The sequence below is a fragment of the Virgisporangium ochraceum genome (genome assembly GCF_016863655.1).
GTDB lineage: Bacteria > Actinomycetota > Actinomycetes > Mycobacteriales > Micromonosporaceae > Virgisporangium > Virgisporangium ochraceum.
This window is the reverse complement of the sequence record NZ_BOPH01000053.1, coordinates 71,426-85,186: the sequence shown is the minus strand read 5'-3', so window position 1 is coordinate 85,186 and position 13,761 is coordinate 71,426. Positions and strand designations below refer to the sequence as shown.

At 73.4% G+C, this 13,761-nt stretch carries 10 protein-coding genes and 4 tRNA genes; 11 read left to right on the top strand and 3 right to left on the bottom strand.

All coding sequences use genetic code 11. The annotated features are described in order from the left end of the window. Window positions 1-6 precede the first annotated feature (6 nt). Both Voc01_RS19590 and Voc01_RS19585 read right to left on the bottom strand, forming a co-directional pair. Window positions 7-1,146: a sensor histidine kinase gene (locus tag Voc01_RS19590; protein ID WP_203928914.1), complete on the bottom strand. Its 1,140-nt coding sequence runs from the start codon at window positions 1,144-1,146 to the stop codon at window positions 7-9. 165 nt (window positions 1,147-1,311) lie between these two features. Beyond that, window positions 1,312-2,322, bottom strand: coding sequence for a LacI family DNA-binding transcriptional regulator (locus tag Voc01_RS19585; protein ID WP_203928913.1), 1,011 nt, complete (start codon window positions 2,320-2,322; stop codon window positions 1,312-1,314). A gap of 56 nt (window positions 2,323-2,378) precedes the next feature. Here Voc01_RS19585 and Voc01_RS19580 point away from each other — a divergent pair, with 56 nt between their 5' ends. Beyond that, window positions 2,379-4,421, top strand: a complete 2,043-nt coding sequence (locus Voc01_RS19580) for a bifunctional aldolase/short-chain dehydrogenase (RefSeq protein ID WP_203928912.1) — start codon at window positions 2,379-2,381, stop codon at window positions 4,419-4,421. Beyond that, window positions 4,418-5,839, top strand: coding sequence for a rhamnulokinase (locus Voc01_RS19575; protein ID WP_203928911.1), 1,422 nt, complete (start codon window positions 4,418-4,420; stop codon window positions 5,837-5,839). Before Voc01_RS19580 ends, Voc01_RS19575 begins: the two co-directional genes overlap by 4 nt. 683 nt (window positions 5,840-6,522) lie before the next feature. Here Voc01_RS19575 and Voc01_RS19570 read toward each other — a convergent pair. Next, window positions 6,523-6,891, bottom strand: coding sequence for a hypothetical protein (locus Voc01_RS19570; protein ID WP_203928910.1), 369 nt, complete (start codon window positions 6,889-6,891; stop codon window positions 6,523-6,525). A 7-nt stretch (window positions 6,892-6,898) separates the two neighbouring features. On the opposite strand from Voc01_RS19570, the gene Voc01_RS19565 reads away from it, so the two are divergent. From Voc01_RS19565 to Voc01_RS19525, 9 genes are all read left to right on the top strand, one after another. Then, the gene (locus Voc01_RS19565) at window positions 6,899-8,755 is read left to right on the top strand and encodes a type VII secretion protein EccE (RefSeq protein ID WP_203928909.1); all 1,857 of its coding nucleotides are present in this window, start codon (window positions 6,899-6,901) and stop codon (window positions 8,753-8,755) included. A gap of 254 nt (window positions 8,756-9,009) precedes the next feature. Then, complete coding sequence (locus Voc01_RS19560; protein WP_203928908.1) at window positions 9,010-9,819, top strand: NUDIX hydrolase; 810 nt, start codon at window positions 9,010-9,012, stop codon at window positions 9,817-9,819. Next, window positions 9,816-10,790, top strand: coding sequence for a protein kinase family protein (locus tag Voc01_RS19555; RefSeq protein ID WP_203928907.1), 975 nt, complete (start codon window positions 9,816-9,818; stop codon window positions 10,788-10,790). The genes Voc01_RS19560 and Voc01_RS19555 overlap by 4 nt, the downstream gene beginning before the upstream one ends. Before the next feature lie 13 nt (window positions 10,791-10,803). Then, window positions 10,804-11,757: a hypothetical protein gene (locus Voc01_RS19550; RefSeq protein WP_203928906.1), complete on the top strand. Its 954-nt coding sequence runs from the start codon at window positions 10,804-10,806 to the stop codon at window positions 11,755-11,757. Further along, window positions 11,757-13,055, top strand: a complete 1,299-nt coding sequence (locus Voc01_RS19545) for an adenylosuccinate synthetase (RefSeq protein ID WP_203928905.1) — start codon at window positions 11,757-11,759, stop codon at window positions 13,053-13,055. Before Voc01_RS19550 ends, Voc01_RS19545 begins: the two co-directional genes overlap by 1 nt. A 346-nt stretch (window positions 13,056-13,401) precedes the next feature. Further along, window positions 13,402-13,474: transfer RNA gene (locus Voc01_RS19540), tRNA-Pro, on the top strand. 44 nt (window positions 13,475-13,518) lie between these two features. Further along, window positions 13,519-13,589: transfer RNA gene (locus Voc01_RS19535), tRNA-Glu, on the top strand. A gap of 4 nt (window positions 13,590-13,593) precedes the next feature. Beyond that, a tRNA-Gly gene (locus Voc01_RS19530) sits at window positions 13,594-13,667 on the top strand. A 20-nt stretch (window positions 13,668-13,687) separates the two neighbouring features. Next, a tRNA-OTHER gene (locus Voc01_RS19525) sits at window positions 13,688-13,756 on the top strand. The last annotated feature ends 5 nt before the right edge of the window (window positions 13,757-13,761 follow it).

The window sequence follows — 13,761 nt, the reverse complement described above, 5'->3', positions numbered from 1 at the left end:
GCCCGGTCATGCCGGCCACTCCAGCGTGATCGTGGTTCCCGCGCCGGGGCGGCTGTCGATACCTGCCCGGCCGTTCACCCGTCTGAGCTCGCCGGTGATCGACTCGCGGAGCCCGAACCGGTTGGCGGGCACCGCGGCCGGGTCGAACCCCCGGCCGGTGTCGGTGATCGTGACGGTCACCCTGTGGTCGTCGGCGTCGAGACGGAGGCGCGCGGCGCCGGTGCCGGCGTGCCGGGCGACGTTCTCCAGCGCCTCGGCGGCCGCTCCCGCGAACGCCTGCGCGACGGCGGCGGGCACCAGGCACGGTGTGGTCGTGAGGTCGACCTCGACCCGGTGCCGCAGGATCGCGGTGGTGCGGTCGAGCAGGTCGGCGAGCTGCACCGACTCGATGGTGTCGGGGCTCTTCACGTTCGACCGGTCGGCCGCGAGCACGGCCAGGTCGACGCCGGCCTGCGCGCGGACGGCGGTGACCGTCTGCGGGCTGAGGCCGCCCTGCGCCACGAGGGTCAGCGTGGTGAGCGGGCCGTTGTGCAGCAGCGTCAGCTCGGTGCGTTCGGCGTCGCGGCGCAGGCGGGCCGACTCCTGCTCGCGGGCCGCGTCGTGGTGCCGGCGCGCCGCGTCCTGCGCCTGCCGCCCCGCGGCCCGCAGGATCGCGACCAGGCCGGCCGAGATCGTGAGCTGGAGCACGAGCGTGAACGTCGAGGTGATCCCGCGGTCGGGGGCGTCGGCGAACTGGGCGCCCGCCACGAACGCGCCGATCGCGACGATGCCGACCGGCACGGTCCACCGGAACTGCCCCACGAACTGGGCGATGATCACCACGAGGCTGACCGCGTTGAACACCCACCCGGCCGCGCTCGTGGCCGCTTCGGCCGGCACCAGCCACCGCATCCCCAGCGCGATCGCGGTGACGAGGAGCAGGTCGGCGAGCACCAGCGGCATCGGCAGCGCCCGCGCCCGCCGCAGGTAGAGCGCGGCGATGCCGTCGTAGGCGAGCAGCGTGACGACCGTGGGGACGAGGTGCCCGGCCGTGACGCTCAACAGCGCGGCCGCGGTGACGAACACCGCCGAGCTGACCCGTAACGCGAGCGCGACCCTGGTCAACAGCGCGACGAGCGGATCGCCCACCTGACTCGCACCGCGCACGGTGAATCACCGTACGTGGTGTCGACGATCAACAAAACGCCTGTCCGGGTCGGGCCGCTCTGCGCCCGCGCCGATCTTGCACTCGTGGCCCCCGAAATGGGCGACATAGCCGGAAATAGGTGCGGCCAGAACTGCAAGATCGGCGCGCGCGCGGGGCGCGCGGGGTCAGCGGGTGACGGCGCTGGAGCGGCGGACGACCAGTTCGGGTTGGAAGACCGCGTGGCGGTGTTCGTGCCTGTCCGGCACCGCCACCTCCTCCTCCAGGAGCTGGGCCGCCGTGCGGCCGAGCAGTTCGCGGGGCTGGCGCACCGACGACAGGGGCACGGCCGCGGCCGCGGCGAACTCGATGTCGTCGTAGCCGACGATCGCCACGTCGTCGGGCACCCGCAGGCCCTGGGCGATCACCTCCTGCAGCACGCCCAGGGCGAGCAGGTCGTTGGCGCAGAACACCGCGGTGGGCCGGGTGCCGGCCGGCATCGCGGCCAGCTCGGCGGCGGCCTTGCGTCCACCGTTGATCGACAGGCTGCCGGTGGGCAGCAGCGTCAGCGCGGCGCCCGACCCCTCCAGGGCCTCCCCGGTGCCGCGGTGCCGCTCGGCGACCTGCCGGATCGCCATCGGACCGCCGACGAACGCGATGCGGCGGTGACCCCGCTCCAGCAGGTGGGCGGCGGCGAGCCGGCCGCCGAGCACGTCGTCGACGGCCACCGAGCAGCGGCTGGTCTGGCCGGCGCCGCGGTCGACCAGCACCACCGGGATGCCGCGCTCGACGAACCGGTCGAGGCGGGGATGCGCGCCGTCGGCGACCGGGGTGATGAGCAGCCCCTGCACCCGCTGCTCCTCGAGCATGTCGAGGTGGCGCTGCTCGCGCACCGGGTCCTCACCGCTGTTGCAGACGATGAGCATGCCGCCGGCGGACTCGACCACGCCCTCGGCCCCGCGCACCACGTCGGTGAAGAACGGGTTGGAGACGTCGAGCACGACGATCGCGACCGTGCGGCTGCGCCCGGCGCGTAGCTGGCGCGCCGAGTCGTTGCGCACGTACCCGAGTTCGGCGATCGCGTCGAGCACCCGGCGGCGGGTCGACTCGGTGACCGTCTCGGGGCGGTTGAGCACGTTGCTCACCGTGCCCAGCGAGACCCCCGCCCGCCGGGCCACCTCTTTGATGCTTGCCGCCACGTGCTGAAACGTATCAGGGGTTGACCGTTCATAGGTGGGCGGATAACGTTCCGCCTGTGCCTGGTGAAACGTTTCATGACACCGTAGACGCCCTGATCGTTCGGAGCAACCGCCTCGGCGCCGATCCGCGCAACACCAACTACGCCGGCGGCAACACGTCGGCCAAGGGTGAGCGGACCGACCCCGTCACCGGGGAGCCCACCGGGCTGCTGTGGGTCAAGGGGTCCGGCGGCGACCTCGGCACCCTCACGCCGGCCGGGCTCGCCGTGCTCCGCCTCGACCGTCTGCGGAGCCTGGTGAACGTCTACCCGGGCGAGGACCGCGAGGACGAGATGGTCGCCGCCTTCGACCACTGCCTCTTCGGCAAGGGCGGCGCCGCGCCGTCGATCGACACCGCCATGCACGGCCTCGTCGACGCGCCGCACGTCGACCACCTGCACCCCGACTCGGGCATCGCGGTGGCGACCGCCGCCGACGGTCCGTCGTTGACGCGGAAGATCTTCGGGGACCGCGTGGTGTGGGTCCCGTGGCGCCGGCCCGGCTTCCAGCTCGGCCTCGACATCGCGGCCGTGCGACGCGGGCACCCCGACGCGATCGGTGTGATCCTCGGCGGGCACGGCATCACCGCGTGGGGCGCCACGAGCGGGGAGTGCGAGGCGAACTCGCGGTTCATCATCGAGACCGCCGCCCGGTACATCGACGAGCACGGGCGCGCCGAGCCGTTCGGTCCGGTCGTCCACCCGCTCTTGCCGGTTGAGGAGCGGCGTGACCGCGCCGCCGCGCTGTTCCCGGTGGTGCGCGGCCTCGCGTCCACCGACCGACCGCAGGTCGGCCACTACACCGACTCCGACGTGGTGCTCGACTTCGTCTCCCGCGAGCGGCTCGCGGAGCTGGCCGCGCTGGGCACCAGCTGCCCCGACCACTTCCTGCGCACCAAGGTGCGTCCGCTCGTGCTCGACCTGCCGCCGTCGGCGCCGCTCGACGACGTGATCGCCCGCCTCCGCGAGCTCCACGAGGAGTACCGCGCGGACTACCGGGCCTACTACGAGCGGCACGCCGGCGCCGACAGCCCCGCGATCCGGGGCGCCGACCCGGCGATCGTGCTCGTTCCCGGCGTCGGCATGTTCAGCTTCGGCGCCAACAAGCAGACCGCGCGCGTCGCCGGTGAGTTCTACGTCAACGCGATCAACGTGATGCGCGGCGCCGAGGCGCTCTCGCGGTACGCGCCGATCGACGAGTCGGAGAAGTTCCGCATCGAGTACTGGGCGCTGGAAGAGGCGAAGCTGCAACGGATGCCCCGGCCGAAGCCGTTGGCGACGCGGGTCGCGTTCGTCACCGGTGGCGGGTCGGGGATCGGTCGCGCGATCGCGCACCGGCTGGCCGCCGAGGGCGCGTGCGTGGTGGTCGCCGACCGCGACGCCTCGGCCGCCGCGACGGTGGCGAAGGAGCTCGGCGGGACGGACGTGGCGGTGGCGGTCACCGTCGACGTCACCGACGAGGCGGCCGTCACGGCGGCGGTGAAGGCGGCGGTGCTCGCCTTCGGCGGGGTCGACCTCGTGGTCAACAACGCCGGGCTGTCGGTGTCGAAACCGTTGCTGGAGACCAGCTCCGGCGACTGGGACCGCCAGCACGGCGTGATGGCCCGCGGCTCGTTCCTCGTGTCGCGGGAGGCGGCGCGGGTGCTCGTCGCGCAGGGCATGGGCGGCGACATCGTCTACATCGCCAGCAAGAACGCGGTGTTCGCGGGTCCGAACAACGTGGCCTACGGCGCGGCGAAGGCCGACCAGGCGCACCAGGTGCGGCTGCTCGCCGTGGAGCTGGGCGGTCACGGCATCCGGGTCAACGGCATCAACCCCGACGGCGTGGTGCGCGGGTCCGGGATCTTCTCGGGTGGCTGGGGCGCGCAGCGGGCCGCGGTGTACGGGGTGCCGGAGTCCGAGCTCGGCGCGTACTACGCGCAGCGCACGATCCTCAAGCGGGAGGTGCTGCCGGAGCACGTCGCCAACGCGGTGTTCGCGCTGACCGCCGGCGACCTGTCGCACACCACGGGGCTGCACATCCCGGTCGACGCCGGCGTCGCGGCCGCCTTCCTGCGATGAAGCGGTTCGCGGCGGTCGATCTGGGCGCGTCGAGCGGGCGCGTGATGCGGTCCCTGGTCGACGCCGACCGCTTCGAGCTGACGGAGGTGCACCGGTTCCCGAACGAGCCGGTGCGCGTGGGCGGCACCCTGCACTGGGACGTGCTCGCGCTGTACCGCGAGATCCTCACCGGTCTGCGCGCGGCCGGCGAGGTGACCAGCGCCGGCGTCGACTCGTGGGCCGTCGACTACGGGCTGCTCGACGCGTCGGGCGCGTTGCTGGGCAACCCGGTGCACTACCGCGACTCCCGCACCGACGGCGTGCCCGACCGGGTCGAGGCGCTCGTCGGCGCCGACCGCCTCTACGCGACCACGGGGCTGCAGCGGCAGCCGTTCAACACGCTGTTCCAGCTCGCCTCGGCCCGCGGTACCCCGCAGTTCGCGCTCGCGCGGACGCTGCTGCTGGTCCCGGATCTGATCACCTACTGGCTCACCGGCGTAACCGGCGCCGAGGTGACGAACGCGTCGACGACGCAGCTGTTCGACCTGAACCGGCGGGCGTGGGCGGCCGACGTCATGCGGGAGGTCGGGCTCGACCCGGCGCTGTTCCCGCCGCTGCGGGAGCCGGGAGCGGTGGTGGGCCCACCGCTGCCGGAGGCCAGTCTGTCCACAGTGGACGCCGTGGTGTCGGTCGGTTCGCACGACACCGCGTCGGCGGTCGTGGGGGTGCCCACGTCGACGCCGAACTTCGCGTACGTGTCGTGCGGCACGTGGTCGCTGGTCGGGGTCGAGCTGTCCAACCCCGTGCTCACCGAGGCGAGCCGGCTGGCCAACTTCACCAACGAGGGCGGCGTCGACGGCACGGTCCGGTACCTGCGCAACGTGATGGGCCTGTGGCTCCTGCAGGAGTCGATGCGCGTCTGGGACGAACACGACGTGTCCGCCCTCGTGGCCGCCGCCGCCCGGGAGCCCGCGCTGGCCGCGGTCTTCGACCCCGACGACCCGGTCTTCCTCCCACCCGGTGACACGCCCGCCCGGATCGCCGCCGCGTGCGCGCGGGCCGGCCAGCCGGTGCCCACGACGCCGGCGGCGTTCACGCGGTCCATCATGGACAGTCTGGCGGTCGCGCACCGGCGGGCGGTGCGCGAGGCGCAGGAGCTGAGCGGCACCCACGTCGACGTGGTGCACATCGTGGGCGGCGGAGCCCGCAACGCGCTGCTGTGCCAGCTGACCGCCGACGCGTGCGGGCTGCCGGTGCTGGCCGGCCCGGTCGAGGCGACGGCGCTGGGCAACGTGCTGGTGCAGGCCCGCAGCGCGGGCGCGGTCGGCGGTGACCTGGCAGCCATGCGCGCCCTGCTGCGGGCAACCCACGAGGTGGTCCGATACGAGCCGGCTGGCAACGCACGGGAGTGGGCTCTTGCGGAGGCGCGCCTGCGCTGAACCCTTCGAACTGACGACGCTCTATCCAGTGCGGTTACTGGCGCGCGGCCCGCACCGGATAGAGCGTGGTTTATGTCCGGGTCGGGTGGGAGAGGTGCGGCCCGGCCGTCGCGGGGGCGCGTCTGCGCCGGGTCCTTGATTTGACGACGCTCTATCCGGCGCAGGTTTCTGGCACGCGGCCTGCACCGGATAGAGCGCGGTTTATGTCCGGTTGGGGCTGGGAGTGGTGCGGGCGGACCGTCGCGGGGGCGCGTCTGCGCTAGGGTGCCGGGCATGACCGGTCCGCAGCGGTCGATGATCGTGCCGAACCAGGGTCCGCCACCCGCGAACGGGCCCGGTGCGGGGCCACCGGTAGGTCCGCCGGCCGGGCCTGGAGCCCATCCGGGGCCGCAGCCGGGGCCGCCGGGAACGCAGCCAGGGCCGCCGGGAACGCAGCCGGGAATGCCTGCTGGATGGGGCGCCCATCCGGGAGCGCCCGGAATGCCGCCGGGGCCGCCGCTCGGAGTGCCGCCAGGGCCGCCTGGAGTGCCGCCAGGGCCGCCTGGAGCGCCGGGAGTTCCGCCAGGGGTGCCGCCAGGGGCGGCGCCGGGATCCGGTGCTCATCCGGGGGCGCCGGCCGGAGCGGGTGCCCATCCAGGCGCACCGGTGGGGATGCCCGCCGGGCCGGGCACGCATCCGGGCACTCATCCAGGCGCGCATCCGGGGATGCCGTCAGGACCGCCGGCCTGGCCGCCGCCGGCCTGGCCGCCGCCGGCCTGGCCGCCGCCGGCCTGGCCGCCGCCGGGAGTGCCGCCGTCGGGGCCGTCGGGGCCGCCGGGGCCGCCGTCGGGAATGCCGCCGGGAGTGCCGGCCGGGCCGCCGTCGGGAATGCCGGGCGGGCCGCCGCCAGGAGTGCCGTCGGGGTCGCCGCCAGGAGTGCCGGCCGGGCCGCCGTCGTCGGGGGTGCCGTCCGGGGTGCCGGTCGGGGTGCCGGTCGGGCCGGTGCGGGCGCGCGCTTCGATTCCGCCGCCGGGTGGGGCTCCGCCGGCCACGCCGGCGCACTGCACGGCCACGCCGGTCGTGCTTGGGCCGGGTGCGCGGCGGCTGCGGCTGGCGCAGGTGGTCTCGTGGCAGCTCGCCGCCGTGGGGGTCGTGCTCGGAGCCAGCCTCGGCACGGTGTTCCTGGGCGTCGGGGTGGCGGTCGCCGTGGTGACCGTGGTCGTCACGGGATTCCCGTCCCGGGGGCGGTGGCTGTACCAGTGGTGGGCGCTGCGCACCGCGCACCTGTGTCGCCGACGGAGCTTCACCGCACCGGTGCCCGAAGCGGGCCGCCCCGCCGGCGACCCCCGGCGCGCGCTGCTGGACTTCGCCGCGCCCGGCACCGTCCTGTCCGACGCGGAGATCGAGGGCGATGGGACCGTCGGTGTGCTGGCCCATCCGGCCGGGCTCACGTCCGTCATCGAAATACAAGCCGACGACCGCACGCTCTACGCGGCCCGGCACACGACGCTGCCCGCCCTGCTGTCGCTGCTACCCGCCGGCGACGACGACCCCTTGCCCACGACGCTGCAGGTGCTCGTGCACGCCGAGCCGGCCGCGGCCGGAACCGGTGTGGCCGCCGAGTCCTACCGGGCGCTCACCGACGGGCGCGTGCCCGCGATGCGACGGTGCTGGCTCGCCGTGCAGGTGCCGCGGACGCCCGAGTTCTTCGACGACGCGGCGCTGGAACCGGCGCTGCTGAACGCCGTTCGCCGGGTGCGGCGCCGGCTGCGCAAGGAGGACCTCACCGCCGAGATACTCGGATCCGCCGGCGTGCTCGCCGTCGCCGCGTTGGTGGCCCGGCTGCCGGCGCTGCCGTCGGGCGACGGTGGGGTGTACGGCAGCCAGGCGCGCGGGCCGGAACTCGGACCGGAACTCGGCCGCGAAGGCTGGGACGGTTGGTACAGCGGCGGTCTGGCGCACACGTCGTACCGGGTGACGCGGTGGCCGACCGCGCCGTGGACGATCGACGACGCGGTGCTCGGCCTGCCCGGCACCGCCGTGACCGCGAGCCTCGCGGTGGTGCGCGATCCGGCGCGGGTGCGGCCGGGCGAGGTCGGGGTGGTCGCCGTCGTGCGGGTCACCGCGCCCGCGGCCCCGCGCGAGGCCGGAGCCAGGCTGGTCGCGCAGGTCACGGCCGCCGGAGGCGTGGTCGAGCAACTGGACGGGCGTCAGCGCGCCGGGCTGGCCGCCACCCTGCCGCTGGGCTGGGTGCCGCAGACCGGCGACGACCGGCCGGCCCGCCGGTCGACGCGGCAGACCGTGGCACCGGCGGCGCTGGTCGCCACCGCGGGTGGCGGCGGGCTGATGGTCGGCCGGGACCGGCACCGGGCACCGGTGGTGGTGCGCGTCTTCCGCGCGGAGCCGACCCGGATGGCGTTCGTCGGCGGCCTGCCGGCGGCGCAGATGCTGGTGCTCCGGATGGTCGCGCTGGGTGCGCAGGTGATGGTGCGGACCGGGCGTCCGGGGGAGTGGAGCCGGTTCGTCCAGCACACCGGCGTCGGACCGGGCCAGGTCGTGTTCCTCGCACCCGGCGACCCGCTGGGCCCGCCCGGTCGGGCCGGCCGGCCGGAGGCGGTGGTGGTCGACGTCGGCCCGGTGAGCTGGCAGCAGGTCGACCGCGGCGGCAACGGCCGGGTCGTGCTGATCGTGCGGCACGAACTGACCGCGGGTGACCGCGACCTCCTCGTCGGCGCCGACGTGGCGGTGCTGCAGCCGTTGACCGAACCGGAGGCGGCGGTGGCCGCACCGGCGGTCGGCGCGGCGGAGTCGGAGGGCTGGCTGTCCCGCATCAGCGCGTCGATGGTGGCGGTGGTGAACTGCGGCGTCGTCCGCTGGGCGACGTTGGAGGCGACCACCCTGGAACTCCGCACCCTGGGCGACCCCCGCCGCTCCTGACGCCCTGCCGCCCTGCCGCCCCGTGCTCGCCGTGCTCGCCGTGCTCGCCGATCTTGCAGTTGTGGCCGCCTCTATGTCCGGATTTGCCGCCTTCATCGGGGGCCACGAGTGCAAGATCGGCGCCTGGAGAGGGGCGGAGGGCGCCGCGCACCGGGCCAACCCGAGGGGGTTGTTCTCAGGGTGAGTCGATGCTAGGTTGTTCTCGTTCTTAGAAATACTTGGACTGAGAAGGTCTCGGAGCGAGGGCAACCACAATGACCGAAGAAGAGTTTCTCGCCTCGTACGATCCGCGGGCGTTTCCGCCCGTCGCGGTCACCGTCGACGTGGTTGCCCTCACCATCCGCGACGCGGCGCTCAACGTGCTCCTCGTCCAGCGGGGCAGCCCGCCCTACGAGGGGGCGTGGGCGCTGCCGGGCGGCTTCGTGCGTCCCGCCGAGGACCTGTACGGCGCCGCGGCGCGGGAGCTGGCCGAGGAGACCGGGCTCACCACGCTGCGCCGGGTGCACCTGGAGCAGCTGGCCAGCTACGGCGCACCCGACCGGGACCCGCGCATGCGCGTCATCTCGGTGGCCTACATGGCCCTGGCGCCCGACCTGCCCGACCCGGCCAGCGGCACCGACGCCCGCGCCGCGGCCTGGGTGCCGATCGCGCTGCTCGGGCTGCCCGAGGCGACCCACGAGGAGCCCGACCGCACGCGGCCGGCGCGGCAGCGTCCGGGCACCACGCGCCGGCTCGCCTTCGACCACACGCAGATCCTGTTCGACGGTCTGGAGCGTGCCCGCGCCAAGCTCGAATACTCGCCGCTGGCGACCAGCTTCGTCGGCGAGGAGTTCACGATCGCCGAGCTGCGCGCGGTCTACGAGACGGTGTGGGGCGGCACCCTGCACGCCGGTAACTTCCACCGCAAGGTGCTGTCGGTGCCCGGTTTCGTGGAGAGCACGGGCACGTCGACCGAGCGGGGCGGGCCGCGCGGCGGTCCCCGGGCCCGCCTCTACCGGCCCGGCGACGCGCGGGTGCTGCACCCGCCGCTCCTGCGGCCCGCACACGAGGAGTCGGTCCGGTGAACACCACCGACGCGATCCGGGCCGTGCTCACCGCGTCGTCCACAGTGGACCTCTTCGGCACCGACCACCCGGCGCGGCGCTACCGCGAACTGGCGCGGGCTCTGCACCCGGATGTCGCGTCCGGTCCGGACGCGGCGGCGGCGTTCGTGCGGCTCGCGCGCCTGTGGGGAGACCGGCACGGCACGGCCATCCGCACGAAGCTCGGCGAGTACCGCCTCACCGACCTGCGCTACGAGGGCGACCTCGCCGACCTGTACGACGTCGGCGGGGCGAGGATCCTGAAGCTGCCGCGTAGCCCGGCGAACAACGACCTCATGGAGCGCGAAGCGACGGCGTTGCGCACCCTGGAGGAGGTCGGCGACCCGCGGTTCCTGCCGTACGTGCCCCGCCTGGTGGAGACGTTCCGCCACCGCGACGAGGTCACCGGCGCCGACCGGCAGGTCAACGTTCTCGGATCGGCGCACGGTCTGCACAGCCTCGTCGAGGTGCGTGACGCGTACCCGGACGGGCTGGACCCGCGCGACGCGGCGTGGATGTGGCGGCGGCTGCTCGTCGCCGTCGGGTTCGCCCACCGGGCCGGGCTGGTGCACGGCGCGGTGCTGCCGACGCACGTGCTGATCGAACCGGGGGACCACGGGCTGGTGCTCGTCGACTGGTGCTACTCGGCGCTCCCCGACGAGCGGATCCCGGCCCTGGTACCGGAGTTCGCCGACTGGTACCCGGCGGAGGTCCACAAGCGACAGACGCCGGGGCCGGGCACCGACATCGCGATGGCCACGCGCTGCATGACCTGGCTCCTGGGTCCGAAGATCCCGGATCCGCTGCGGTCGTTCGCCGCCGGCTGCGCACTGTCGTCACTGGCCGCGCGACCGGACGACGCGTGGCGCCTGCTGGACGAGCTCGACGGGGTGCTCGTCTCGTTGTACGGGCCGCGACGGTTCCGGCCGTTCCGGCTCGATCCTGTCTCCTGAAAGGGGAGCGACGATGGGAAGTGGAAGCTGGTCGACCGACGTCTACGACGCGGCGAAGCGGTACCGTCGGGCCACCGGCACGAGTGCCTTCGCCTACAGCGACAGCGGGGCGCGGCGCGTCCACGACTCGCTGAACCCGCACGGCGTCACGATGCGGGAGAGCCGTGACTCCGACGAGCACCCGCAGTCGGTGGCGATCTCGGTGCTGTTCGACGTCACCGGCTCGATGGGTACGGTGCCGCGCACGCTGCAGCAGAAGCTGCCGCAGCTGTTCGGGCTCCTGCTGCGCAACGGGTACGCGAAGGACCCGCAGATCATGTTCGGCGCGATCGGCGACGCCACCTGCGACCGGGTGCCGTTGCAGGTCGGGCAGTTCGAGTCGGACAACCGGCTCGACGAGGACCTCGGCCGGATCGTGCTCGAGGGCGGCGGCGGTGGGCAGATGACCGAGTCGTACGAGCTGGCGATGCACTTCATGGCGCGGCACACGTCGATCGACTGCTTCGAGAAGCGCGGCCGCCGCGGGTACCTGTTCATCATCGGCGACGAGATGGCCTACCCGAAGGTGTTCGGCAAGCACCGGCGCGACATCCTCGGCGAGACGTCCACAGAGGACGTTCCACTGTCGACGGTCGTGCGCGAGGTGACCCGGATGTACGACACGTACTTCCTGCTTCCGGCGGGCACCGCGTACGCGGGCAACGACAAGGTCCTCGGGTTCTGGCGCAAGCTCCTCGGCCAGAATGCGCTGGAGCTCGACGACCTCGACGCGGCCTGCGAGACGATCGGGCTCACCGTCGGCCTCGGCGAGGGCGCGATCGACCTCGACCAGGGGCTGTCCGACCTGCAGGACCCGGAGGTCGTCGGCACGGTGTCGAAGGCGCTGGCCCGGATCCCCGCGCGGCGCGGGGTCACGACGTCGACGCTGCCGCCGACCGACGGCACCGACCGGGTCGCGCGGTTGTAATGCACATCGTCGTCGTCGATCTGGGGTTCGGCGACGCCGGCAAGGGGACCGTCGTGGACTGGCTGTGCGCGAGCCGGCCGGTCCGGACGGTCGCCTCCGCCGGCGACGAGCCGGCGATCTCGGTGGTCCGGTTCAACGGGGGCGGGCAGGCCGCGCACACGGTGGTCCTGCCCGACGGCCGGCGCCACACGTTCGCCCAGTTCGGGTCGGGAACGCTGCGGCCCGGGGTGCGTACGCACCTCAGCCGGTTCATGGTGGTCGACCCGCTGGCGCTGGTGGTCGAGGCCGACCATCTCGTGGCGCTGGGAGTCGGAGACGCACTGAGCCGTCTCACCGTCGACGCCGGCGCGCCGCTCGCCACCCCGTACCACCGGGCCGCGAACCGGGCGCGGGAGCTGGCCCGGGGCGCGGACCGGCACGGGTCGTGCGGGATGGGCGTCGGCGAGACGATGGCCTACCTGCTCGCCCACCCCGACGCCGCGCCGCACGTCGGTGACTGCCGCGACCCGGAGCTGTTGCGGCACAAGCTGTCGCGGCTGCGCGGTCGGCTCGAGGACGAGCTGGGACCGCTGGACGCGCCGCCGGTCGACGCGTGCGTCGACGCTTTCACCGCGTTCGCGTCGGCGGTGTCCATCGTGGACGGTGCTTTCCTGGAGCGGCTTCTCGACACGGGAACCGTCGTCTTCGAAGGCGCACAGGGCGTGCTGCTGGACGAATGGCACGGGTTCCACCCGTACACGACGTGGAGCACCACCACGTTCGCCAACGCGGAGGAACTGCTGGCCGGCCGCGACGCGCTGCGGCTCGGGGTGCTGCGCACGTTCACCACCCGGCACGGGCCGGGTCCGCTGGTCACCGAGGATCCCGCCCTGGACCTGACCGATCCGCACAATCCGACGAACCCGTGGCAGGGACCGTTCCGCGTCGGGCACTTCGACGCGGTCGCCCACCGGTACGCCCTCGACGTGTGCGGCGGCGTCGACGCGCTGGCGCTGACCCACCTCGACGTCGCCGGACGCGGCGTGCGGATGTGCCGCCGCTACGACTGGACCGACCGGCTCGTGCCCGGACCGGCCGGCGACCTCGACCGGCAGGAGGCGCTCACCCGGCGGCTCGAGAACACGGTTCCCCGCTACGACCCGGAGCCGGAGGACTGGGCCGCCGCGGTGGAGGAGGAGCTCGGCGCGCCGGTCGCGGTGACTTCGCACGGACCCACCGCCGCTGACAAACGACAGAGAAAAGCGTTGCGGGGGTTGCGTGGGGGCCGTACTCTTTCTGTAAGCGTGACGGCCTGTTGAAGACAATCGCCGAAGGGAGGGCATCATGAACGCGAACCGCTTCGAGGGAATCGAGCGGCAGATCCGGCGGGCGATGCCCACCGGTGGCGCGAACATGCCCACCGCCGCGGTCATAACGGCAGAACCCATGATGGCCGCAGCCGTGGAGTTCGCGTCGGCGGTTCAGCCGTTGGCGACTCGTTCTTCGGCGGATCGGTTGTCGGCGACTCGGTCTTCAGCGACTCGGTCTTCAGCGACAGAGCCAGGGCCGGGCAGGCGTAGCGGGTAACGCATCCAGCGTTCCGCGTCGACGCCGCCCCCGGATTCCACCGGCAGGGCGGCTCTTCTTTTCACGTGACTTTCACCTCCGGGGCGAGGGAGCTGGTTGACCCGCCTGCTTTGGGAGCAGGACACACCGAGTTCGATTCTCGGGTCCCGGACTGTGTCGTATCACGAATACAACACGAGCAATACGACACTGCTTGGCCGATTGGGCTATGGGTAGGCCGTCTGACTCTCGATCAGACAGAGCGGGTTCGAGTCCCGCATCGGCTGCTGTGCGGATCTGGTGAGGCTGGTTGCTCACGTCGGTCTTCCACACCGAAGACGCGGGTTCGATCCCCGCGGTCCGCTCTGGCGCAACGGAAACAGATGGGCTGGGTGCTGGTGCACAGTCTCGCCTTGCAAGCCTGACGTGTGGGGTTCGACTCCCCATCGGTCCACGACA